The organism is Paracoccus mutanolyticus, from assembly GCF_003285265.1.
GTDB classification, from domain to species: domain Bacteria; phylum Pseudomonadota; class Alphaproteobacteria; order Rhodobacterales; family Rhodobacteraceae; genus Paracoccus; species Paracoccus yeei.
Window position 1 is genome coordinate 1780851 of the sequence record NZ_CP030239.1, and the last position, 22941, is coordinate 1803791.

The 22941-nt window shown below is 66.8% G+C and carries 15 protein-coding genes and 6 pseudogenes; 12 read left to right on the plus strand and 9 right to left on the minus strand.

Annotation, left to right across the window (positions count from 1 at the left end; all coding sequences use genetic code 11):
- Positions 1-148: 148 nt before the first annotated feature.
- Positions 149-2140: a PhoX family protein gene (locus DPM13_RS09710; protein ID WP_112887929.1), complete on the minus strand. Its 1992-nt coding sequence runs from the start codon at positions 2138-2140 to the stop codon at positions 149-151.
- 139 nt (positions 2141-2279) lie between these two features.
- Complete coding sequence (locus DPM13_RS09715; RefSeq protein ID WP_112887930.1) at positions 2280-2879, minus strand: TetR/AcrR family transcriptional regulator; 600 nt, start codon at positions 2877-2879, stop codon at positions 2280-2282.
- 60 nt (positions 2880-2939) lie between these two features.
- On the opposite strand from DPM13_RS09715, the gene DPM13_RS09720 reads away from it, so the two are divergent.
- Positions 2940-3908, plus strand: coding sequence for an alpha/beta hydrolase family protein (locus DPM13_RS09720; RefSeq protein WP_112887931.1), 969 nt, complete (start codon positions 2940-2942; stop codon positions 3906-3908).
- Here DPM13_RS09720 and DPM13_RS09725 read toward each other — a convergent pair.
- Positions 3844-4725 (minus strand): LysR family transcriptional regulator, encoded by an 882-nt coding sequence (locus DPM13_RS09725; protein ID WP_112887932.1) that lies wholly within the window; start codon positions 4723-4725, stop codon positions 3844-3846. The genes DPM13_RS09720 and DPM13_RS09725 overlap by 65 nt on opposite strands.
- A gap of 97 nt (positions 4726-4822) precedes the next feature.
- On the opposite strand from DPM13_RS09725, the gene DPM13_RS09730 reads away from it, so the two are divergent.
- A complete protein-coding gene (locus tag DPM13_RS09730) occupies positions 4823-5563 on the plus strand; it encodes a sulfite exporter TauE/SafE family protein (protein WP_112887933.1) in 741 nt (246 codons plus the stop codon).
- A 324-nt stretch (positions 5564-5887) separates the two neighbouring features.
- On the opposite strand, the pseudogene DPM13_RS09735 reads toward DPM13_RS09730, so the two are convergent.
- Both DPM13_RS09735 and DPM13_RS09740 read right to left on the minus strand, forming a co-directional pair.
- Positions 5888-7098: pseudogene (locus tag DPM13_RS09735) on the minus strand (IS701 family transposase).
- A 30-nt stretch (positions 7099-7128) separates the two neighbouring features.
- Positions 7129-7323 (minus strand): hypothetical protein, encoded by a 195-nt coding sequence (locus tag DPM13_RS09740; protein WP_223252490.1) that lies wholly within the window; start codon positions 7321-7323, stop codon positions 7129-7131.
- Positions 7324-9117: 1794 nt separating this feature from the next.
- Between DPM13_RS09740 and osmF the strand changes: the two genes are divergently transcribed.
- From osmF to DPM13_RS09795, 10 genes and pseudogenes are all read left to right on the plus strand, one after another.
- Complete coding sequence (gene osmF / locus DPM13_RS09750; RefSeq protein WP_112887935.1) at positions 9118-10020, plus strand: glycine betaine ABC transporter substrate-binding protein OsmF; 903 nt, start codon at positions 9118-9120, stop codon at positions 10018-10020.
- A gap of 82 nt (positions 10021-10102) precedes the next feature.
- Positions 10103-10450 carry a hypothetical protein gene (locus tag DPM13_RS20795; RefSeq protein WP_189654911.1) on the plus strand — a complete coding sequence of 116 codons (348 nt, stop codon included), beginning with the start codon at positions 10103-10105 and terminating at the stop codon, positions 10448-10450.
- Between the two features lie 159 nt (positions 10451-10609).
- On the plus strand, positions 10610-11320 hold the full coding sequence (locus DPM13_RS20800; RefSeq protein ID WP_223252491.1) for an ABC transporter permease: 711 nt from the start codon (positions 10610-10612) through the stop codon (positions 11318-11320).
- A complete protein-coding gene (locus tag DPM13_RS09760; protein WP_112887936.1) occupies positions 11317-12306 on the plus strand; it encodes an ABC transporter ATP-binding protein in 990 nt (329 codons plus the stop codon). Before DPM13_RS20800 ends, DPM13_RS09760 begins: the two co-directional genes overlap by 4 nt.
- Positions 12303-13040: an ABC transporter permease gene (locus DPM13_RS09765; RefSeq protein WP_112887937.1), complete on the plus strand. Its 738-nt coding sequence runs from the start codon at positions 12303-12305 to the stop codon at positions 13038-13040. Before DPM13_RS09760 ends, DPM13_RS09765 begins: the two co-directional genes overlap by 4 nt.
- A gap of 565 nt (positions 13041-13605) precedes the next feature.
- Entirely contained in the window at positions 13606-14910 is a 1305-nt protein-coding gene (locus tag DPM13_RS09775) for a cation:proton antiporter (protein ID WP_112888745.1), read from the plus strand.
- A 249-nt stretch (positions 14911-15159) separates the two neighbouring features.
- Positions 15160-17031 carry a Na/Pi symporter gene (locus tag DPM13_RS09780; protein ID WP_189654912.1) on the plus strand — a complete coding sequence of 624 codons (1872 nt, stop codon included), beginning with the start codon at positions 15160-15162 and terminating at the stop codon, positions 17029-17031.
- Between the two features lie 212 nt (positions 17032-17243).
- Positions 17244-18217, plus strand: a pseudogene (locus DPM13_RS09785) (IS256 family transposase); the annotation flags it as partial.
- 120 nt (positions 18218-18337) lie between these two features.
- Positions 18338-19312, plus strand: coding sequence for an IS110 family RNA-guided transposase (locus DPM13_RS09790; RefSeq protein WP_112887938.1), 975 nt, complete (start codon positions 18338-18340; stop codon positions 19310-19312).
- A gap of 270 nt (positions 19313-19582) precedes the next feature.
- A pseudogene (locus tag DPM13_RS09795) lies at positions 19583-19702 on the plus strand (transposase); the annotation flags it as partial.
- A gap of 36 nt (positions 19703-19738) precedes the next feature.
- Here the strand turns inward: DPM13_RS09795 and DPM13_RS27695 are convergent.
- The 4 genes and pseudogenes from DPM13_RS27695 to DPM13_RS09820 all read right to left on the minus strand — a co-directional run.
- A pseudogene (locus tag DPM13_RS27695) lies at positions 19739-20555 on the minus strand (transposase); the annotation flags it as partial.
- A 117-nt stretch (positions 20556-20672) separates the two neighbouring features.
- Positions 20673-20820: pseudogene (locus DPM13_RS09810) on the minus strand (transposase domain-containing protein); the annotation flags it as partial.
- A 1-nt stretch (position 20821) separates the two neighbouring features.
- Positions 20822-21685 (minus strand): hypothetical protein, encoded by an 864-nt coding sequence (locus DPM13_RS09815; RefSeq protein ID WP_112887939.1) that lies wholly within the window; start codon positions 21683-21685, stop codon positions 20822-20824.
- A 152-nt stretch (positions 21686-21837) separates the two neighbouring features.
- Positions 21838-22047 (minus strand): annotated as a pseudogene (locus DPM13_RS09820) (transposase); the annotation flags it as partial.
- Positions 22048-22941: the final 894 nt, after the last annotated feature.

Below are 22941 nucleotides of genomic sequence, written 5' to 3' on the forward strand. Positions count from 1 at the left end.
GGCCGAGGACCTGTCGGAACGCGGCACCGTGCCGGTCGAAGGCAAGCCCTACAACATCGCCGTGACCGGCGGCAGCGGCGTCACGCACTGACGCAGGCATGACAGGAAAAGGGGGCGGCGAACCGCCCCCTTTGCTCTCCGGCCTCGGTTAACCGATCCGGCCGCCGCCCTGTTTGGTGATGGTGACAACCGCCGGGCGCACCGGCATGTCGTCGCGGAAATCCGGCCAGCGGGTCGACAGGTCCTCGTAATAGGACGGGCGGCCGTGGCCCTCCCAATCCTCGCCGCCGTCACCGGGATGCTGCACCGCCACGAAGAAGGTGGTCAGGTCCGGCGTCGGACAGGGACCGCACATCTCGGCCCCCACCGGCACGCGATAGAACAGCCGCGAGGTGCCGCGCGCCGTGCCCTCGACATCCACCGCCCAAAGACCATCCGTCCGCCCGGTATCCGAAGGCGAGTTGCCGTCGGTCGAGACCCAGAGCCGCCCGTCGCTGTCGATGGCGCAATTGTCGGGCATGCCGAACCAGCCATTCGCGGTCGTCGCGGTCGAGAAGGTCGCGCCGACCTCGGCCACCGAAGGATCGCCGCATTGCAGCAGGATCTCCCAGCTGCCCTTGGTCGCCGCCAGATCGCCGCCGTCTTCGAGAATCTCGATGATATGGCCGAAGGCGTTCTCCACGCGCGGGTTGGCGGCGTTCGCCTCTTCGCGCTTGGTGTTGTTGGTCAGCATGACATAGGCCCGGCCGGTCTCGGCATTGGGCTCGATATCCTCGGGCCGGTCCATCGGGGTCGCGCCCAGCAGGTCGGCGGCACGGCGGGTCTCGATCAGCACATCGGCCTGGCTCTCGAAGCCGTTCTCGGCGGTCAGCGGCCCCTGCCCATGCACCAGCGGCAGCCAGGCCAAGCTGCCATCCTCGTCGAAGCGCGCGACGTAAAGCGTGCCCTCGTCCAGCAGGTCCAGGTTCGCGGCGCGGTCGTCTGGGTTGTAGCGACCGGCCGTCACGAACTTGTAGACATAGTCGAAACGCTCGTCGTCGCCGAGATAGAAGACGACGCGGCCGTCCTTGGCCAGCGCGCTCGCCGCGCCCTCGTGCTTGAAGCGGCCAAGCGCGGTGCGCTTCTTCGGGGTCGAGTTCGGGTCCATCACATCGACTTCGACGATCCAGCCGAAGCGGTTGGGCTCGTTCGGTTCCTTGCCGATGTCGAAGCGGTCGTGGAACTTGCCCCAGGCATAGCTGTCCTCGGGGATGCCCATGCGCTCATAGTTCCGGGCCTCGGGGTGACCTGCGGGCAGAGCGCCCATGAAATAGCCGTGGATGTTCTCTTCGGCCATGATGTAGGTGCCCCAGGGTGTGACCCCGCCGGCGCAGTTGTTGATCGTCCCAAGCACCTTGGTGCCGGTCGGGTCAGCAACGGTTCGCAGGCGCGGATGGCCGGCAGCGGGGCCGCTGATCTGCATCGGCGTCTTGGCGGTGATACGGCGGTTCAGCGCGCCCTCCAGTACTGGCTGCCATTTGCCGTCCACGCGGCGGATCTCGATAATGGTGCCGCCATGGGCTGCCATCTCGATATTGACCCGATCCTCGGTGGCATCGGCAACCGAGATCTCGCCATCCTTGAGGGTGACGATACCGGGGAACATCAGATGTTCATTGGTATATTCGTGGTTGACAACCAGCAGGCCGTGATCGGCCGCCCCCTCCAGCGGGATGAAGCCGACGAAGTCGTTGTTATAGCCGAACTGGCGTTCCTGCGCGGCCTCGGACTGGTTCTTAGGATCGAACTCTGGCGCATCGGCAAAGACCTTGTCGCCCCAGCGCAGCAGGACATCCGCGTCATAGCCCTGGGCCACATGATGGTCGGCATCGACACCGGCCGTCACCTCGGGGAAATCGAAGGCCGAGCCTTCCGCCGCGCCTTGCGCCTTGGCCTCGTCGGCGGCCAGCAGGGCGAAGGGGCTGACGGTGGCCGAGATGGCGGTCGCGGCCATCGAGCCCTTCAGGAAGCCACGGCGGGAAAAGCGGGCGGCGATGATCTCACCCATGGTGCGGTTGTGGGTTGGGTTGTGGCCCGGGCCGTCCGCCTCCTCCAACTGGCTGGTGCGGAAAACATGGCGGGAGGAATGTTGCTCGGTCATATATTGCTCCTGGCGCGTGGCTCAGCCCCGGGTGTCGGTAGGCTACGCCGGCTCCATAGCGGATCAGTTTGACCAAAGAGTGACAGTATTACATTACCTGAAGGGTCGCCTGGGCAGTATTGATGATGAGTTAGCCCCGCTAGGCGGCGCTTGTGCTCTGGATGCTTCTGCCCTTGCGGATCAGCGTTGCGGCGGCCTGACCGGCAATCTCGAAATACTCCGAATCGCGGTGCAGCAGGACAACGGCGAAGGCGCCGTCCAGCAGCAGGATGATCTGGCGGGCAAGCGTTTCCGCGCCCACCTCAAGCCCCGCATCCCGCAGCACAGAACATAGCCAGTTCTCGACCCGTTTCTTATGGGCTCGGGCCGCAACGATGGCCGGATGGCCCGGCAGGTTGACCAGTTCGACCGAGGCCCTCAGGAAGCCGCAGCCCTTCCATGTGCGGCGGCGCGCGGATCGGGCCAGGTTGTCGAAGATCGCGCGAATCCTGTCGGCCACATCGCCCTCGGCCCTCGCGAACCAATGCTGGAAAGCCGCCAGGTTGGGCTGGTCCCGCATCTCCAGCCAGGCGGCGGTCAGGTCGTCCTTGCTGCGGAAATGGTAATAGAGCGTGCGCTTGGTCACGCCCGCCGCCTCGGCGATGCCGTCCATGCTGATGGCGCGGAAGCCCTCGGCATAGAACAGCTTTCCGGCTGCCTCGAGGATGCGGTCGCGGGTGGGGGGCGATGGCTTGTCCATGCCCGAATGTATACCGGCCAGTGAATATACTCAATCCGCCCGGCTGCTAGTGTGGCAGGCATGGAACATCGCGTCATCGATCATGAAACCCGGCCAAGCCGCCCCGTCCTGCTGCATTGCGAGGATGGCGTCGGGCTGCACGCTCACCTCTGGCCCGGTCGGGGCAAGCCGGCAGGCCGCGTCATCATCAACCCGGCCACGGGGGTGCTCGCCCGGTATTATCATCGTTATGCGGCATTTCTGGCCGGTCACGAGTTCGAGGTCCTGACCTGGGACTATCGCGGCATTGGTCTTTCGCGCCCGGCGGATTTGCGGGGCTGCGGCTATCGCTGGCGGGACTGGGGCGAGCGGGATTTCGCGGCTGCGCTGGCGTTCATGGCCGAGCGGGATGGCGGGCCCCTGATCGTCGTGGGCCACAGCATCGGCGGCTTCCTTCCCGGCCTCGCGCGGGGGGCGGAGCGCATTGACCGGATGCTGACGGTCGGCGCGCAATACGCATGGTGGGGGGATTACGCGCCTCGGCAACGCGTGGCACTGCTGTTGAAATGGCATCTCGCCATGCCGGCGCTGACGGCGCTGTGCCGTTACTTTCCGGGGCGTCGGTTGGGCTGGCTGGAGGATCTGCCGGCCGGTGTCGCCTATGAATGGGCCTTCCGCCGCGCGCGTTTTGAATTGTCCCATCCGGCCGCCGAAAGGGGTGATGTCACCCGACGCATGGCGGCGGTCGGCGCGGATATCCTGGCTGTCGCGGTTGCCGATGACGAGCTGGGGACCCTGCCTGCGATCCGCCGCACGCTTGGCTATTATACCGGTGCGAAGCGCCTGGTCGCGCTGCTGCATCCCGCCGATTACGGGCGGCAGGCGATCGGCCATTTCAACCTGTTCCACGACAGCCACGCCCAGGGCTTCTGGCGCGAGACGCTGATCTGGCTGCGGGAGGGGCGAAATCCCTGGCCGGAACGAGTCACGCTGCGCAGAGATGCCGAAACAGGCTGTGCGCCGGAGCGGAGAGTTCAGTGCCAGCCTTGATGCAAACCGACAGCCGCCGCAGCGCCCACCCTTCGGCCAGCCGGACGGTCGCGATGCCCGACGACCGCGCCATGCGCCGGGCGGCGGCCTGGGGAACGATGCCGATGCCCGCGCCCGCGCCGGCCATCCGGCAGATCGCCTCAAAGCTGCGCAGCGTGACGCGATAGCGCAACCGCATCCCCAACGCCGCGGCTTGCGCCGCGATGTGATCCTGCAGCGCGCTGCCGGACAGCCCGATGAAATAGCGCCCGGCGAGGTCGGCCAGGCGGACCTGCCGCGCCCCCGCCAGCGCATCATCCTGCGCGGTGACGACGACCAGCCGGTCCTCGGCAAAGGGGTGCAGCACCAGCCCGTCCCGCGCCGCCGCCTCCGACAGGATGCCGATATCGGCAAAGCCCGCCGCCACGCTGCGGGCGATCTCGGTGCTCTGGCGTTCCTTCAGGTCCAGGTCGATGCGCGGATTGGCACCCATCCAGCCTGCCAGCCGCTGCGGCAGCAGTTCCGTCATGGCGGCCGTGTTTACCAGGAGCCGCACGGTCGAGCGCAGGCCGGTGGCGTATTCGCCGAGTTCCCCGCGCATCATGGCCATCTGGCGGGTAATCAGCCGCGCATGATGGGCCAGGGCCTCACCCGCCTCGGTCAGTGTCACGCCGCGCCGCCCGCGGTCCAGCAGCCTGACACCGCCGGACAGTTCCATGTCGCGCAGTCGCTCGCTGGCGGCGGGCAACGACAGCCCGGCATCGGCGGCGCCACGGGTGATGCTGCCCGCATCGGCCACGGCAAGGAACAGGCGAAGGTCGGTCAGATCGAAGCGCATATGCGCAGCATAGCGTGGAACCAGCCTTCGGAACAGCCGAAGCCTGACTGCGGCAGATCCGCATTGCCGGGTGCTGCCCCCGCGCTATGCAGGACCCATGACAGATTTGACCGTTCCGCTGATCGCCTTCACCTTCCTGGCCGCCGGCATCGTCAAGGGCGTGACCGGCATGGGCCTGCCCACACTCGCCATGGGTGTTCTTGGCGCGCTGCTGTCACCGCTGACGGCCGCGAGCCTGCTGATCGTCCCGTCGATGGTCACCAATCTCTGGCAGCTTCTGGCCGGTCCCCGCATCGGCGTATTGGCCCGGCGGCTCTGGCCGATGCTGGCGGCCAGCATGGCGGGCACACTGGTGAGCGCCCCTTTGCTGACGGGCGGGAATGGCGGGGCGACGACGACGGTTCTTGGCGCCACCCTGGTCGCCTATGCGCTTTATACGCTGTTCGCACCGCCGTTTCGGGTGCCACAAACCAGCGAAGGCTGGCTGTCGCCCGTGATCGGCCTGATCACCGGAGCGATCGCAGGGGCAACCGGCGTCTTCGTCATTCCCGCCGTTCCTTACCTGCAGGCACTTGGCCTGGAAAAGGACGACCTGGTCCAGGCACTCGGCATGTCCTTCACGACCTCGACCATCGCCCTGGCTCTTGGTCTGGCCTCCCGTCAGGCATGGCAAGCCGACCAGCTTGCACTTTCCGTGCTGGTCGTCCTTCCGGCGCTGATCGGCATGTGGGCGGGACAGATCCTGCGCCGCGCCATCAGCCCCGCGACCTTCCGGCGCTGGTTCCTGATGATGCTCGCCCTGCTGGGAGGGGAAATGCTGCTACGTGGCGTGGTGTAAGGCAGAGGGAGGGGCAAGTTGGAGAGGCGCGGATCAGGGAAGGATGCCGCGACAGGCAAGAATGGCCGGTTTCGAGCGCCGTCTCGCAATACATCTGGACCTGTCCCGGTTTTGCTCTTCTACGGCGGCTTCGGCTTCGATTGGCAAAACTCCACTTCGCCATCTACTAGCATTACAGTTGCGTTTTCAGTTTGATATGAGCCTGACTTGCCGGGGCCTGATGCGCCCTTCGCCACATTGACCATGCGATGATTTGTGCGGGCTGGATTTGACGCTGCGCCATGCGATTGGCGATGCGGCGGATTTCCTGGATGGACCATCAGATCAGGGGTGGCGATGAGGCCAGCGCATTGGTTTTGGGGGCGGTGCGGCATTGGCATGATGCCGGGATGACGGCCATCATGGCGAAGGCCAGCATGACCAGGGAAACATGGCGGTGCCACCCGTGCCAGGAACGGGTCTCGTTGTGATCGAGGCCGAGTTCATTCTTTGCGGTCTCGAAGCTGTCCTCGATTGCCCAGCGATGTCCTTCGACACGCACCAGTGTTTCCATGCCCGTGCCCTCCGGACACCATGTGGTGAAGAACGCCAACTCGCCATCGGAGATATTGCGTCGGATCAGCAGGCCCCGGGTCCATACGCCGCTGAGATCAGCATTGAATTCGCCAGCATCGAGATCGGCGAGATCAAGGTAGGCCCAGTCGTGAAGCCGCTCGCCCTTGGTGCCCGCGCCGGCCGAAAGACGCTGCCAAGCCTCGGGCGGCAAGTCTTCCGCGATGCTCCCGGCCGTCCCGCTGACGGCATAGGCTTTCCCCCAGGAATTGAAGGCGTGCTTGGAACTGACACCCAGGACATAGCCTTTTCCAGCGCGGCGCAGTGCTATTTCGATATCGCCAACGCCATAGACGCTGTCGGCGGCCACCCAGGAAAATGGAACCTTGGTCGAGAGCACGCGCTCGATCATGCTGCGGGCGATGGCAGGTTTAGTGGCGAACTCCACCGCCTCGGGCACATGGGCCCGGCTTCGTCTGACCGGAGCTTCAGCCCATGCTTTCGGCAGATAGAGGGCCCGATCGATAAAAGCATGTCCGTGCTGCGAGACGTAGCTGGCGAAGACGCCGATCTGGCAATTGGTGATCTTTCCTGCCGACCCCGTATATTGGCGCGCGACCCCACAGGAGGCGTGGCCCTGCTTCAAAAAACCGGTTTCATCGATCACCAGCACCGCCTCGGGATCAGCCAGCGTTTCCACGGCGTAGTCCCGCACAATATCGCGCAAGGCATCGGCATCCCAGGGCACCCGACCAAGGATCGCCTGCTGCCGCCAGGGGCCCTTGTCGCCAGCGGCTTCCGCTCGCATCCAGCCGGTCTTGCGCCGTTCGTTTCCCAGCAGGCCATCCAGAAACTGACCGGCCGATGCCGCAACCCGTTCCTGTGTGAACAGAACCCGCGTCTGCGACTTCACATCCCGAAGCGACGAAGCCCAAAGCTCCAACGTTTTCCTTGACAGCCAATCCCGACATCCATGACCTCATCTAAATCATGGTAACCCATTGATTCAGAGATCAGAAGAAAACGCAGCTGTAGTGCTTCTGTAATGGGCCTTTGTCCGTCAAGTCCCTTCGAGCGTCGATGCGATAGCGGGCCACGCGGTCGCGGATGACGCCGGCACCCAGGTTCGCGATCTTGAACAGGGTTTCCATTCCGCCGGGGCCGACGTGCTTTTTCACCGCGTTCAGGTCGTGGCCGATGCCGGCCATGACCTGCCCGCCGTTGCGGCGTCAAGGCTCCTGGTGCGGAGGAAGTCCCGCAAGCGCTGCAACTCCCGCACGGCGGCCGGGGCGAAGATCACTCGTGGCATTCAGGTGCCGGTCGCTCGTCGCCTGTGCCCCATTCGCCAGCCACTGCGACCCCGCGGCCGCGCGGCTGCCCGGAAGCCTGGACCCATCCCAACGGCGAGGATCCTCGCGCCGCGCTTCGCGCCGCTCTTCGCGCTCTGCTCACCGCAAGATAGCCTCGTGCTGCGCCATGCGGCGTGCGCTCCGCGCCTGGGCCAGCTGCTGCTCGATCCTTGGTCTCGTAATGTGCGTGATAGATGTTGCCGCGCGATATGCCCACGGCGTCGCCGCGATCGCGGCAAAGGAGGTGGCCTCGTATCCGCCCTCGTAGAACAGGGCGGATCACCAGACATTTCAGAGAGAGCCCGCCTGGATGCGCTGCTAGTGTTCCCGCGCGATTGCCACCTGTAGACTAACGCGCGCATGCGCGGTAATTTTTATCGCCGCGGTGCGATCCTGGCAAGACTCGCTGACGGCTCTATCCCGCCTGCGCCGAATGCGGCGCGAGGGACGACGACGTGGGTGCCCTGTCCGGGCGGAGGCGGTCAGGCAAGGGGTGGATGATGGCGCGGGGGCGGCCGGCCTCTTCCCAGAGGAAAGCCGCGTGATCGGCAGGTGGAGGCGGCGGGGGCCGGCTGCGCCGGGGTTCAGCCAGAGGATGCTGCCGGTTTCCTCGATGCCGGGCTGTCGGAGTGGCCCGAGATCAGGACGTTCCACCCCTCGGCTCGCGGTCGACCTGCAAGGCCTTGCGGTCATGGATCCGTGATCCGCGGCCCCCGACGTGAGTTGGCCGCATCAGGCAGGGCCTCAGCCCATGGCCGCGGTCGATGTTGCCGCGGATCGCCGCACCGAGGCGATGCGTGCCAGCGCGTCAAGGTGCTTGGGTCGCCGAAGTCGGCCGCGTGCAGGATGCGGTCGACGCCGCCCAGGCCGCCGCGCCCGGGGCGGAGCAGACCGTGGGTGTCGGAGATGACGCCGATGGGCGTAGTCGCAGAAGTCCTCGCTGCACAGATGCACAACAGCGCACGCTAGGTCAAGGTCAGCGATGGACGCATCTAGATAGGAAATCCAGCAGTGTCAGGATTGCGCCGTTCGGCCGAGGCAAGCCTCACTGGCCTGAACAGAAGTCCACCCTGAGCCGACCTGCAGAAGACCATGGAGGTGCAGATCACGCATCGCAGTGCGCCCGGCCGTCGGAACCAGCGGGGACACAGCCATGGTTCTGAGCGCAAGCGGGCGAACCTGCGATCTGATGTCGGCTCGATTCTCCTAAGGCAAAAAAAGATCTGATGCGCAAGATCTCGTCAGTCGCGTCGATCACAGCCGCCTTGCCGATCATAGCCGCCACGGCGCGGCAAAGGCAGACCCTCGGGGGCGCCGAGACGTTCCCCTCGGGCTTGTGATGCCGGCCGGTGCCTCTGGGCGTTGGTGCCTGAGGAACCGCCCCAAGGGGCCTCGCAGGTCTTGATCCTGGCGACAGGCTGCGCCTACGTCCGAGCCGGAGGCGGATCGGGAAGGAGAGCGGCCAGCAGCGCGACGCGGCGGGCGGGACATGGTCCGGGTGCGCGCCAGGGGCGTTGGCAAGCGGCCGCGGTGTTGTCGCGTGCGGAAACGAAAGACGGGTGTCCTCGGCCCTTGTCCTAGACCCTGTGACCGAGTTGACGTAGGCTTGCCGAAGCCTCGGCCGCAGAGGATGACGATCATGGAGACGATCCGATGAAGAGAACGGCCCTTCTTGCCGCAGTGCTGGTCGCCTGGGCCGGCGCTGCCGCCGCCCGCGACATCGTGGTGTCCTCCAAGATCGACACCGAGGGCGGGCTTCTGGGCAACATGATGCTGCTGGCGCTGAAACAGGCGGGGCTGCCGGTGCAGGATCGCCTGCAGCTGGGCGCGACGCCGATCGTGCGCGATGCCATCGCTTCGGGCCAGATCGACATCTACCCAGAATACACGGGCAACGCCGCCTTCGTCTATAATGACGCCGATAACCCGGCGTGGAAGAACGCCGCCCAGGCGCACGCCCGCGCGACCGAACTGGACGGCGCCCATGGCATCGTCTGGCTGACGCCCGCGCCCGCCAACAACACCTGGGCGATTGCCGTGCGCAAGGACGTGGCCGACGCCGCCGGGCTTCGCACGATGTCCGACCTTGGCCGCTATGTTGCGGGCGGGGGCGAGATCAAGCTGGCGGCCTCCTCCGAGTTCGTGACCTCGCCTGCCGCGCTGCCTGCGTTCCAGGCCGCCTATGGCTTTACCCTGCGGCCCGACCAGCTGGTGCAGCTTTCGGGTGGCGACACCGCGGCGACGATCGCGGCGGCGGCGCAGCAGACCTCGGGGGTGAACGCGGCGATGGTCTATGGCACCGACGGCGGCATCGCCCCTGCCGGACTGGTGGTCATGGCCGATGACAAGGAGGTCGAGCCGGTCTATCAGCCCGCCCCCATCGTTCGGGCCCCCGTCCTGGAGGAGCACCCCGAGATCGCCGCAGTGCTGGAACCGGTGTTCAGCGGCCTGACGCTGGAGGTGTTGCAGGAACTGAACGGCCGCATCCAGGTCGGCGGCGAACCCGCGGCCGCGGTGGCCGAGGACTATCTGACCCGCTCCGGCCTGCTGAAGTGACCGCCGCGTGCGCCCGCCCCGCGTCGACAGGGCGGCCCCGCCGCAAGACCGCGCCGCGGTGAGGATCGGCCGGGCGCGGTCGGTGGACCCGCGGGAGCCCGTCCGGCAGGACCGGCCCGGACCGTGGCCGTCCGAGACGGGGGCGCGGCCTGCGCGGCTGTCCCGCACCGGCGCCGTCTTTGCGCTGACCGGCGGCGCGGCGCTGGCGCTGCCGTTCGCGCAGTTCAAGCCGAACCGGATCGTTGCCGGCGATGCGATCGGCTGGGCAGGCGCGCTGGTCCAGCCGGTCGGGTCCGCGCTGGCGGCAGCGCTGGCCCTGCTTCTGGCGGCGGGCCTGGGGCGGGGCTGGGCGACCGCCTGCGGCTGGCGCTTGCCGCCGCCGGGCTCGTCGCCGTGGTGCTGGCGCTTGGCGCCGCGGCGCACCACCTGACGCGGCCGGCGACGCTGGTCGCGTCGCGCTCGCCGCGGGCTTCTGGCTGATGCTTCGATAGGCCGTGGTTCGCTGGCCGATAGCTCTGGCTCAGCCTTCGCCTGACGCTGGACGCGCGAGCCCTGCTGCTGGCGGCGGCGGTCGCTGGCAGCTTGGGCGGTGCTGGCCTCGGGCTGGCTCGACGGCGTTTCGGTGATGCGGGAATATGGCAGCCGGCGCGCGCTTTTCCAGCACGAGGCGGTGCGGCACCTGTGGCTTGCCTTGGGGTCGCTGGGGCTGGCGCTGGCGGCAGGATTGCCGCTGGGGCTTGCGATCCATGGCCGCGAGCGGTGGCGGCGGCCGGTGCTGGGCGCGCTGAACGTCGTCCAGACGATCCCCTCGCTTGCGCTGTTCGGCATCATGATCCCGGTGCTGGGCTGGGTTGCGGCGCATGTGCCCGGCGCCGCTTCGGCCGGGATCGCGGGGATCGGCGCCTTTCCGGCGCTGGTTGCGCTGTTTCTCTATTCGCTGCTGCCGGTCGTCTCGAACACCGTGACCGGCCTGGCCGGGGTCGCGCCCGAAACCCGCGAGGCTGCGCACGGCACCGGCATGACGGACCGGCAGGTGGCGCTGGAAATCCTGCTGCCGCTGGCCCTGCCGCTGATCCTTGCCGGGGTGCGGATCGTGCTGGTGCAGAACATCGGCCTGGCGGTGATTGCCGGGCTGATCGGCGGCGGCGGCTTTGGCACCTTCGTCTTTCAGGGGCTGGCGCAGACCGCAACGGACCTGGTGCTGCTGGGGGCGCTGCCCACCATCGCGCTGGCGCTGGTCGCGGGCCTGTCGCTGGACCTGGTCGTCGAGGCGCTGGACCGCACGCGGAGGGCGCGATGATCGAGATCGAGGGCCTCACCAAGGCGTTCGGCGCCTCCACCGCCGTCAATGACGTCAGCCTGACCGTCGAACGCGGCCGGGTGGCGGCGCTGGTCGGCACCTCGGGTTCGGGCAAGACGACGCTGCTGCGGATGATCAACCGCCTGGTCGAGCCGACCGCCGGCCGCGTCCTGGTGGACGGCGCCGACACCCGTTCGATCCCCGCGCCGCTGCTGCGTCGGCGGATGGGCTATGTCATCCAGGGCCACGGGCTGTTCCCGCATCGCACCGTGGCCCAGAACATCGCGACCGTGCCGCGGCTGCTGGGCTGGCCCCGCGCCCGGATCGCCGCGCGGGTCGATGAGCTGCTTGCGCTGTTCCAGCTGGACCCTGCCGCCTATCGGGACCGGATGCCGCACGAACTGTCCGGCGGCCAGCAGCAGCGCGTCGGCGTCGCCCGGGCCATGGCGGCGCGGCCGGACGTGCTGCTGATGGACGAACCCTTCGGGGCGCTTGACCCGCTGATCCGCGCCCAGGCGCGCGAGGACCTGAGGGCGCTGCAACGCCGGCTTGGCACCACGCTGGTCATCGTCACGCATGACATGGAGGAGGCGATCGCGCTTGGCGACCGCATCGCCGTCATGGACGCAGGCCGGCTGCTGCAATACGCCCCGCCGGCCCAGATCATGCGCCATCCTGCCAGCCCCTTCGTCGAGGCGCTGGTCGGCGGCGACGAGCGTCCCTTTCGCCTGCTGTCGCTGGGCCGCGTGGCCGAGGTGGCCGAGCCCGGCAGCGCGCCCGGCAACCCCGTGGCACGGGACGCCCCGCTGCGCGCGGCGCTGGCCGAAAGCCTGTGGTCGGGCCGCGCGGTGCTGCCGGTCGAGGGCGGCGGCGTCGTGCGCCGCGAGGCGATCGAGGCATGGGCGGGGATGAACGCGGGCGCCGGCGCGGCCGCAGCGGGCCTTGCCGCCGGCGGCCAGCCGCCTTGCGATCCGGGAAAGGCATGACCGGGCGCCCTCTTCTTGGCGCGGGGGCGCTGGCGCTGCTGGCCTTTCTGGCCGCGCCCGAGGCGTTCGCGCCGCTGCTTCGCCTGCTGACGCGAAACGGCGCTCCGGCCATCTATACCCAGACGAGCCTGCTGACCCTTACGCTGTCGCATCTGGTGCTGGTGGCCGCAGCCGTGCTGGCGTCGGGCGCACTGGCCATCACGCTGGCGGTGCTGGTCACAAGGCCCGCCGGGCGCGAGTTCCTGCCGCTGGCGCGCACTCTGACCGCTGCCGGGCAGACCTTTCCGCCCGTGGCCGTGCTGGCGCTTGCTGTGCCCAGTCTTGGATTCGGCGCAAGGCCCACGCTGGTCGCCCTGTTCCTCTATGGCCTGCTTCCCGTATTCGAGAACACCCTTGCCGGACTTTCCAGCCTGCCCCCGGCGGTGGTCGAGGCGGCGCGGGGGGCGGGCATGACGGCGCGGCAGCGGCTGTGGCAGGTCGACCTGCCGCTTGCGCTGCCGCAGATCATCGCCGGGCTGCGGCTGACAGCGGTGATCTCGCTCGCGACCGCTACGATCGGCTCGACGGTCGCGGCGCGAACGCTGGGCGAGGTCATCATCGCCGGGCTGGTGTCGTCGAACACGGCCTTTGTCGTCCAGGGCGGGCTGGTCGTCGCCATGCTGGCGCTGCTGATCGACGGCGCCTTCCACTGGCTGGAGGCCCGCATCGCCAAGCGCAGCGGGACTACTGGGTGACGAAAATGCCATGCGGCGACGCGGCGGCCGAGGATTGGCAGCCGTCTCCGGCGGGCAAGCGGGCGCCAAGGCTGCCATCACGAACACCGAAACCGAAGCCACGGCCGGGCTGCCGACGCCGAGCCAGAATACGAACAGCACCGCAGCCTGGGCCGCAAACGTCACGAACAATGTCCCGAACAGCGAACGGTCGGCGAAGCGGCCGCCGATCCCGTTGCCGACCACCAGCACCAGGCCGAACAGAATCATGATCCGCGCGACACCCGCTTCCGAGAGGCCCGTTTCGCTATCGTCGCCACCAGCGGGACGAGCTTGAAAGCGTCCGTGCGGCGGCTGAATCGCTGTTGCAACGCGGCGTGCACCGCGACCGGCGGCACCGGCGCGGCCACCGCAAGCAGCACCGGCGACAAGACCAGCCTCTAGCACCCTGGATGACAGCCATGGACCGCCGCCTTGACCACAGGGCGGCGGTCGTTTCCATGGGCAGGGCCCGCCGGCCGGAACAGGCACCAGGCAATTTCGCCATCGGCCTGGACCGCGATCCTTTCGTCCCGCGTTGATCGCGATGGAAAGCCTGCTTCAACCCGATCCCTATATCCTGGTGCTGACCGGCACGGGCTTTCTGATCGCCCTGGTGGCATGGCTGCCCCTGGCGCTGCAGCGGCTGCCCCTTTCGCTGCCCATCGTCTGCATCGGCCTGGGGCTGGCGCTGTTTTCGGTGCCGCAGGTGGGGCCGGCCCCCTTGCCGCTGGCCTATCCCGAGATCACCGAGCGGTTTACCGAATTCGTCGTCATCATCGCCCTGATGGGGGCCGGGCTCAAGATCGACCGGGTCTTCGGCCTGCACCGCTGGCAGGTGACCTGGCGGCTGATCCTTGTCACCCTTCCGCTGAGCATCGCGGCCATCACGCTGCTGGCCGGCACATGGATCGGCCTCGCTTGGCCGGCGGCCTTGCTGCTCGGCTCGGTGCTGGCGCCGACCGATCCGGTCCTGGCCGCCGACGTGCAGGTCGGCCCGCCGAAGACGGGCGAGGAGGACGAGGTCCGCTTCGGCCTGACTTCGGAAGCCGGCATGAACGACGGCGCGGCCTTTCCCTTCGTCCACCTGGCCATCGCCCTGGCCCTGGCCGGCAGCACCGGAGAGCCCTGGGCCGCCAGGTGGCTGACCTACAACGTGCTGTGGGAAATCGGGGCCGGCGTCGCGGGCGGCTATCTGATCGGGCGCGCCTTCGGCTGGGTCACCTTCAGGATACCGGCCGAAACCCGGCTTGCCCAGACCGGCGACGGCCTGATCGCGCTGGCGGCCACCTTCGTGTCCTACGGGCTGACCGAGATCATCCACTCCTATGGCTTCCTGTCGGTCTTCGTCACCGCCCTGACCTTCCGCCATGCCCATCGCAGCCACGATTTTCACCGCGACATGCATGACGTCACCGAGCAGGTCGAGCGGCTGGCGATGATGGTGCTGCTGCTGCTGTTCGGCGGCGCCCTGGCCCGGGGCCTGCTGACCGGGCTGACCGGCCGCGATGTTCTGGCCGTGCTGGTCATCCTGCTGGTCATCCGCCCGGTGGCCGGGCTGATCGGCCTTGCCGGGTTCCGCGCCGCCCGAAGCGAGAAGCTGACGATCGCCTTCTTCGGGATCCGGGGCGTCGGCTCCTTCTATTACCTGGCCTATGGGCTGAACCACATGGAGGTCGAGGACGGTGCGCGCCTGTGGGCCATCGTGGGCCTCGTGGTGCTCGTCTCGGTCCTGATGCACGGGCTGACCGTAACGCCCGTCATGCGCCTGCTCGACCGCACGCAGGGCCGCGACCCCGACGCAGACGCCACCCCTCCGCCCGGCCTCCAGGGTCCGGGAGCGGGGCAATAGCGGCCGCATGCCCCTGGCCGGGAGTGAGATGTGATCGACGCGAGGGGTGGAAAGCAAAGGGACGGCAGTGCGGCAGATGCAGTCTCATAACGAAGCGGAGGCACACCGCCGGCGGGGCTGTCACACCCGCATCGTGGCGGCTTCGCTGATCTGCTGGACGTCGGACAGAGTGGACATTTGAACCCGAGTTGGACCTAATCTGAATTTCGCCGTGGTGATCGCAATGCTCTACGCCAGGGGAGGACTGGAATGAACTCGTTCGAGGTCGCTCTTCAGATCGCAGGATCGGTTGCGCTTCTGCTTTTCGGCCTGTCCCAGATCCGCATGGGAATGGAAGAGGCCTTCGGGATGCGCCTGAAGATGATCCTCGGCTTCGGGACACAGACCGGGCTGCGGGCCTTCATGACCGGGCTTTGGGCAACGCTTGGCTTGCAATCGTCGACAGCGACCGCGCTGCTGACCGCATCCTTCGTGAAAAGAGCCCTGATCGACGGACAGATGGCGCAGATCGTGCTGCTTGGCGCGAATGTCGGAACCGCTCTGACCGCCCTTGTCGTCTCGACCGGCATCGAGGCGGTCGCGCCGATCCTGGTCCTGATCGGTTACGCAATGCACCGCCGCAACGGGGCCATCCCGGCAGGCATCGGTTCGGGGCTGATCGGTGTCGGGCTGATGCTGATTTCGCTGGCGCTGCTCGACGATGCCACGGCGCCGATCCGAAATTCCGAGGCGCTTGCGGCCTTTCTGTCCATGCTGGACAACGCGGCCCCCGTGGCGCTGGTGCTGGCCGCCGGGCTTGCCGTGCTGTGCTCGTCGTCGCTTGCTGCGGTGCTGGTCGTGCTTTCGCTGCCGATGCCCCCGGCCCTGACCGTCGTCATGGTCCTTGGGGCCAACCTGGGCGGAGCACTGCCCGCCGTCCTTGCCACCGCCAACGAGGGCATTGCAGCCCGGCGCCTGACGGTCGGCAATCTCATGATCCGGGCCATCGGCTGCCTGATCGCCTTTCCGTTCTCCGGAATGATCGCCCAGGGGCTGGACGCGCTGCCGTTCAGGCAGACCGGCCTGGCCGTCGAAGCGCATGTCGCCTTCAACGTCGTGCTTGCCGTTCTGATCTGGCCTGCTGTCAAGGGCGTGACGCGGCTTGTCGCCTGGATGATCCCGGATGACGAGGCCCATGTTTCCGATTCCAGCCACTGGCTGGACGCGGCGTTGCTGGACACGCCGCAACTGGCGCTGGCGGGCGCCAGCCGCGAGGTGCTTGCCATCGGCGACATGGCAGAGAGGATGCTCCGGCAGACCCGCTCGGCGTTCGGAACCAACGACACCAGCCATCTTGCCGCAGTGGGGGAACTGGAAGAGCGGATCGACCGCAGGCAGCAGGAGGTCAAGAACTATCTCTCTCGTCTGGGCAACACGGCGACCGAGACCGACCGCCGCCGCGCCATCAATATTCTCGACTATGTCATCAACCTCGAACATGTCGGCGACATCATCGAAAAGGGGCTGGCCCCGGAGCGGATCGAGGCGCCCCAGGTACTGGACACGCTGACGCGCCAGGGGCGCCTGCCGCCTGTCGTGGCGGTGCTGGTGCCGTCGATCGACAGCCAGACGCGCGCGCGGGAATTGCCCGGGAACCGCGTCTTTGCCGATGCGCTGGCGGACGAGCTGCTGCCGCAGGTGGCCGCGCATCTGGGCGTCGCGCCCGATCCGGCGCGGACGGTCCTGGCCGGAGCAAGCTATGGCGGACTGGCCGCGGCCACCGTCGCCTTGTCGCGCCCCGACGCCTTCGGCAACGCGCTCTCCATGTCGGGTTCGTTCTGGTGGGCCCCCGGGGACGCGGATACCGACGGCACGCCATGGATGGCAGATCAGGTCGCCCGGCGGACCTCGCCCCCGCCCGTGCGATTCTTTCTAAGCGCCGGGCTGTTCGAATCCGGGCGGCGAGGCACCGCAGGCATCCTTGAGACGTCGCGCATCCTGCGCGACACCCTGCGCCTGCGCGGCTATGACGTGACCTGGCGCACCTATGCGGGTGGCCATGATTACCTTGTCTGGCGCGGGGCGCTGGCGGACGGGCTGATCGCCCTGTTCGGCAACCCGGAGACGGCCGGATCGCCCTGACGGGATGCGGCCCGGCATGGGGCGGCAAGCCGGTCCAACCGGCCCTAGTTCCGTGATATCCATGTCACACTGTCGCGTCAGCCGGTGAGGTTCGTTAGCGTCCGCGGTCTGGTGTAATTTCATCGGCGTTGCCGGTGTAATCCTGGGTGGCCATCGAGTGATGATCGAGGTGGAGTTTCGACGCTTCAACCACGGATCCTGCGGAGCCCCCGATGACCAAACCCACCATGGACCTGTCCGAGCTTCTGGCAAAGCAGGACCAGGGCGACTTCCTGCGCAGCATTGCCGAGGCAGTGCGGTAGATGATCATGGAACCGATATCGACGGCCTAATCGGCTCTGGGCGGCACGAGCGCAGCGGTGAACGCACCACCTGGCGCAACGGCTATCGCGAGCGCGCCCTTGATACCCGCCTGGGCACATTGAACCTGCGCGTGCCGAAGCTGCGGCAGGGCAGCTACTTCCCCGGCTTCCTTGAAGCCCGCAAGACCTCGGAACAGGCGCTGGTGGCCGTCATTCAGGAGGCCTGGATCAGCGGCGTCTCGACCCGTCGCGTCGATGATCTGGTGCAGGCGATGGGGCTGAGCGGTATCTCGAAGAGCACCGTTTCCAAGCTCTGCAAGGAATGAGCCGGGCCAGAAAACGATCCGGTGGATCGTTTTCCCGGCGAATGACGAGCGCGTTGGCGAATTCCTGAACCGTCCGCTGACCGGCGAATGGCCCTATGTCTGGCTGGATGCCACCTATCTGAAAGTGCGGCAGGGCGGGCGGATCGTGCCGGTGGCGGCGATAATCCCGTCGCCGGATCGAACACGTCGAAGCGCCGCCGCGAAATCATCGGTCTGGGGATCGGCCCCTCGGAAGCACAGACCTTCTGGACCGAGTTCCTGCGGTCCCTGCGCGCCCGGGGCCTCGGCGGCGTCCGGCTGGTGATCAGCGATGCCCATACCGGCCTCAAGGCCGCCATTGCCCGGGTATTCGAGGCGACCTGGCAGCGCTGTCGCGTCCATTGGATGCGTAATGCCCTGGCCCATATCTCGCGCGGCCAGCACACCGTCGTCGCGGCCGCGATCCGCCAGGCGTTCGACCAGCCCGACCGCGCCCATGCAGGGGAAACCTGGCGCAAGGTGGCCGAGCAGCTGCGCCCCCGCTGGCCGAAACTGGCCGACCTGATGGACGAGCCAGAGAACGCCACTGCTCGAGTGCATGGTCCCGCGGCCGGCATCACAATGCTGCCACATTCCTTCCTGTCAGCACCGCACCAAGTTGAAGGGAGCCATCCAAGAAGGAGGTGAAACGTCGCGCGCCTGAACAAGGAGGTGTTCCAGGTTCATGCCGTTGATGAGAACGGCGCTGTTCTCGTGCGGCGGCAGGTCAGGCGGGCACAGGTCCTGCTGTTCTTCTCACGCTTGCACCCCTGTCTCATTGGCATTGAAGCCTGCGCGGGAGCTCATCACTGGGCGCGGGAACTGGCAAAGCTTGGCCATGACGTGCGGCTGATCCCGCCTTCCTATGTCAAACCCTTTGTTAAGCGGGGCAAGACTGATGCGGCCGATGCAGAGGCCATCTGCGAAGCCGTCATTCGCCCCAACATGCGCTTTGTGCCGCTGAAGACCGAGAAGCAGCAGGCGGTGCTGATGCAGCACCGGGCACGTGATTTTCTGGTCCGTCAGCTGACACAACTTGCCAACGCGATCCGGGCACATCTGGGCGAGTTCGGCATTGTCGTTCCGAAAGGCGTCCATAACATGGGTCGCCTCATTGCCGAGGCTGAGACAGCTGGTCTGCCGCCAGAGGCACGGATGCCACTCGACCTGCTTGCCGGCCAGTTCCGCGACACCAAGCAGCGCATCGATGTCATGACGGCTCAGATCAAAGCCGATGCGGAAGTGGACGAGACAGCCCGTCGGCTCCAGACAATGCCCGGCATCGGGCCCATTACCGCCAGCGTTCTGGCGGCAACGTTGCCCAATGTGTCGAGCTTCCGGTCAGCCCGTGATCTGCCTGCCTGGCTGGGGCTCACGCCCAAGCCCCATTCAAGTGGCGGCAAGGAACGGCCGGGCTCCATTTCCAAGATGGGCAACCGGTATATCCGACGGCTGCTCTCTCTTGGCGCCATGGGCGTGATCTCCGCGCGCAGGCTTTCTGAACCCAGCACAGATTGGCTGGGCCGCCTGGTCGCGACAAAGCCGCTCAAGGTTGCAGCCATCGCTTTGGCCAATCGCATGGCGCGGGCGATCTGGGCCATGCTGAAAACGGGCGAAGCCTGGAGACCGGCTTGAGCAGATAGGATTGCAGGCCGCTGCTGCTGGCCTGAACGAGGTGGCGAGGGCAGAGTGAGATGATGGCAAACTGACGGACATGAGGAAGGGACACCCCGTTCGGACCGGAGCGCCTTAAGCGCGTGCCATTGATAGGGACCCGGGCCTCAGGCGGACGTTCATCAGGGCGCGCGGGATCAGCCCGACCGCGCCGAAACTGGCCGACCTCATGGATCGAACATGGCAGCCTCGTCCACGCTGGAGCATCCAAGCTGGCCGACCTGATGGCGAAGCGAGCACGACGTGCTGGCCTACATGTCCTTCCCGCGCCAGCATCGCACCAAGCTGCACAGCACCAACCCGATCGAGCGCCTGAACAAGGAGGTGAAACGCCGCGCCGACGTCGTCGGCCGTTCGGGCACTCCTTCGGACCAATGGCAGTCATGCCCTCATCCAATGAACGCGACAGCGCTGCCAGGTCGCCTCGAATACCCGGGCAATGGCGGCCTTGAGGCCGGTATGGGCATCGCTGATCACCAGCCGGACGCCGCCGAGGCCCCGGGCGCGCAGGGACCGCAGGAACTCGGTCCAGAAGGTCTGTGCTTCCGAGGGCCCGATGCCCAGACCGATGATTTCGCGGCGGCCTTCGGTGTTGGCCGCGACGGCGATGATCGCCGCCACCGCCACGATCCGCCAGCCCTGACGCCTAGCCGACGAGATGGCGATACAGCCTCGATCTACCCGGGATTTCCTGCACGGTCAGCGCGACAGACTCTCCATCTATTGCACAAGCCCCTCGCCAACGCGCTCGACTACAAGTTCAACGCCGATCGTACCCTGGCCCGGCTCATTCCTTGCAGAGCTTGGAAACGGTGCTCTTCGAGATACCGCTCAGCCCCATGGCCTGAACCAGATCATCGACGCGGCGGGTCGAGACGCCGCTGATCCCGGCCTCCTGAATGACGGCCACCAGCGCCTGTTCCGAGGTCTTGCGCGCCTCGAGGAAGCCCGGGAAGCAGCTGCCCTGCCGCAGCTTCGGCACGCGCAGGTTCAATGTGCCCAGGCGGGTATCAAGGGCGCGCTCGCGATAGCCGTTGCGCCAGGTGGTCCGTTCACCGCTGCGCTCGTGCCGACCGGCCCCGATCAGGCCGTCGACATCGGTCTCCATGATCAGCTGCAGGACCGCCTCGGCAATGCCGCGCAGAAAGTCGCCCTGATCGTGCTTGGCCAGAAGCTCGGACAGGTCCATGTTCGTCTTGGTCATCGGGGTCTCCGTAGGATCCGTGGTTGAAGCGTCGAAACTCCACCTCGATCCTACACCTCGATGGCCACCCAGGAGCACACCGGCAACGCCGATGAAATTACACCACGCCCGTGGACGCTACCAGCCGCTGGCGATGGCGGTGAGCGTTGCCTTGAGGTAGGCGAAGGGCTCGACGCCGTTGACCTTTGCGGTGGCGAACAAGCGAGGCGATGCGGCGCCCAGGATCGCCGCCTTCGTCATGACCGGCGAACAGCGCATTCTTTCGGTTATGCTGAGCTCTGCATAACCGCAATTATGCGCACCATGTGATTATGTGCAGCCCGCCGCGGGAAGCGCCTGCACGCGCCGCCGATTTTCGGATGTCGGACACGACCGCGTCGGTCTCGCGGTTGCGGGCGCGGATCCAGTCGAGATGCCCGCGAAGGCCCGCGCGGCTGGCATATAAAGACCGGCGGTGGCGGGGCGATGGCGCATGGATCGATCGCGCGTTGGAGGCTATAGAGCGGCACAGCGTGTTGGAGGCTATAGCGGCACAGGACAATTTCTCTGGACCCGCAGCTCGATGCAGTCGGCACCGTCTTGATCAGCGAGACCGCGGTGCCGGCGACCGCGCCGGGGCGGATGCTGGGGCTGACCTCGATCCAGCCGGTCTGGCCCGAGGCGTTGGCCGTGGCGGGCTGGGCAATGCGGTGCAGGGCGTAGCGTGTGGGGTTGGACCCATAGGTAAACGCCAGGTAATCCCCGCGGCGCAGCCCATAGCTGGCCGGCAGGGCCTGCAGGCGGATGTCGCGCAGGTTGGCGTTGATCGCCATCAGCGTCGGGCTGACCGCGCCAAGGATGGCGCCGTTCGGATCGAGGCGCGGGCCTGGCCGGCGGACGTCGTAGAACATGAACGCGCCATTGGCGCGGCGGAGCACGTCGAGCATCGCCATGACCTCGTCGGTCTCGGCCGAGGTCATGTCGCCAAGCGCGACGGTGCCGCGCCAGAGCCGGGTGCCGAGGTCGGCGCGCAGCACCTCGCCGCCGCCGGTCTCCGAGAGCTCAAGGGCCTCCGGGATGTCGAAGGCCAGTTCCCGGATCGGCAGGATGTCGGCGAACTGGGCGACGGTCAGGGGAAAGGCATAGGCCATGTCAGGAGCCCCAGCGGTCGTTGACGATGGCGCGCACCTGGGTGGGCAGCATGTCGCGGATAAAGCCGTCGAAGGCTTGCTGGATCATCAGCGTCACGCCGTCGCGGATCTCGGCATTGCCGGTCCCCGAGATATTGGCGTTGATCTCCAGCGTCAGACGTCAGATCCGATACAGCACGTCTGAGCCGTTCATTCTCCTGCTGGAGACGCTTCAGTTCCTTGAGTTGATCCACACCCATCCCACCGTATTGCTTCCGCCAACGGTAATAGGTCTGTTCGACGACGCCGATCCGCCTGATCGCGTCCAGACGGGACAGGCCTTGCCCCATTAGGATCTCAACCTGCCGCAACTTCGAGACAATCTCCTCGCGTCGGGGATACCTTGCGGCTCATCAACTACGCGCCACGATCGCCGAGGTGCGGATTGGCTCCCGGTCGAATCGCCGCCATTCACCAGCTTGGCGGCACCATCGACATGCCCGCGCGCGAGCAGACGCTCGACGTCTAGGCAACCGCAAGGGCGATGTCGGGCGCGGTTCGTGGCCAAGAAGAAGGCCAATCACAGCCGCGACGGCGCAGCGAACTGCCGCACCAGATCACGATCCTAGCGCGGCCCTTACCTGGGGGTCAGGCTGCGGACGTGGCCGACGCGGATATGCCGGCGCTGGCTGAAACCGACAGACCAGCCAAAGATATAGTTCAAGTCTAATGTCCGGGTCGGGAAACTGTTCCGATCCGACACGTCCAGCCTCGCGCTATCCGAAAGGAACCCGCGCGCGCACGCCGATATGCACAGATAACCGAAATCATGGATCACGGACAGCGCTTGGACCCATGATTGCCCATCTGCGGAAAATGCACGGAAACCTCGACGAAACGAAGCGCTCCGCCGACAGGCCCTGCAGCGGCCGTGCTGATGAGATGGCGACGGCGGATGCATCGAATGATGCTGGGGTCAGCGACTGCGCTGACTATGCGGCGTGACGACCGGGCGAGCGGTGCATGATAGCTGGGAGAGGGCGTTACGTGCCATTTGCATGAGGCCTCGCCGACGCCTGCAGATTCACGCACTGGCTCCAAGCCATGATTTATAATTCATCTTCATATACTTGCAGACTATCGGGCTTAGCGTCGGCTCTTGTGCCAAAGCTGCTATTTTGTCGTAGCTAACTGTCCCCGCATATCATCTCTCGAAAACAGGCGTGGCTACAAACCGGCTACAAAAGGACCGTTTAGCCCTTCGCGGCTACAAGAAT

What these genes read in the sequence shown, in the direction of transcription:
- DPM13_RS09710 (WP_112887929.1), bottom strand. Translation starts at nt 2,140, where the DNA reads ATGACCGAGCAACATTCCTCCCGCCATGTTTTCCGCACCAGCCAGTTG.
- DPM13_RS09715 (WP_112887930.1), bottom strand. Translation starts at nt 2,879, where the DNA reads ATGGACAAGCCATCGCCCCCCACCCGCGACCGCATCCTCGAGGCAGCC.
- DPM13_RS09720 (WP_112887931.1), top strand. Translation starts at nt 2,940, where the DNA reads ATGGAACATCGCGTCATCGATCATGAAACCCGGCCAAGCCGCCCCGTC.
- DPM13_RS09725 (WP_112887932.1), bottom strand. Translation starts at nt 4,725, where the DNA reads ATGCGCTTCGATCTGACCGACCTTCGCCTGTTCCTTGCCGTGGCCGAT.
- DPM13_RS09730 (WP_112887933.1), top strand. Translation starts at nt 4,823, where the DNA reads ATGACAGATTTGACCGTTCCGCTGATCGCCTTCACCTTCCTGGCCGCC.
- DPM13_RS09740 (WP_223252490.1), bottom strand. Translation starts at nt 7,323, where the DNA reads ATGGCCGGCATCGGCCACGACCTGAACGCGGTGAAAAAGCACGTCGGC.
- osmF (WP_112887935.1), top strand. Translation starts at nt 9,118, where the DNA reads ATGAAGAGAACGGCCCTTCTTGCCGCAGTGCTGGTCGCCTGGGCCGGC.
- DPM13_RS09760 (WP_112887936.1), top strand. Translation starts at nt 11,317, where the DNA reads ATGATCGAGATCGAGGGCCTCACCAAGGCGTTCGGCGCCTCCACCGCC.
- DPM13_RS09765 (WP_112887937.1), top strand. Translation starts at nt 12,303, where the DNA reads ATGACCGGGCGCCCTCTTCTTGGCGCGGGGGCGCTGGCGCTGCTGGCC.
- DPM13_RS09775 (WP_112888745.1), top strand. Translation starts at nt 13,606, where the DNA reads ATGGAAAGCCTGCTTCAACCCGATCCCTATATCCTGGTGCTGACCGGC.
- DPM13_RS09780 (WP_189654912.1), top strand. Translation starts at nt 15,160, where the DNA reads ATGAACTCGTTCGAGGTCGCTCTTCAGATCGCAGGATCGGTTGCGCTT.
- DPM13_RS09815 (WP_112887939.1), bottom strand. Translation starts at nt 21,685, where the DNA reads ATGGCCTATGCCTTTCCCCTGACCGTCGCCCAGTTCGCCGACATCCTG.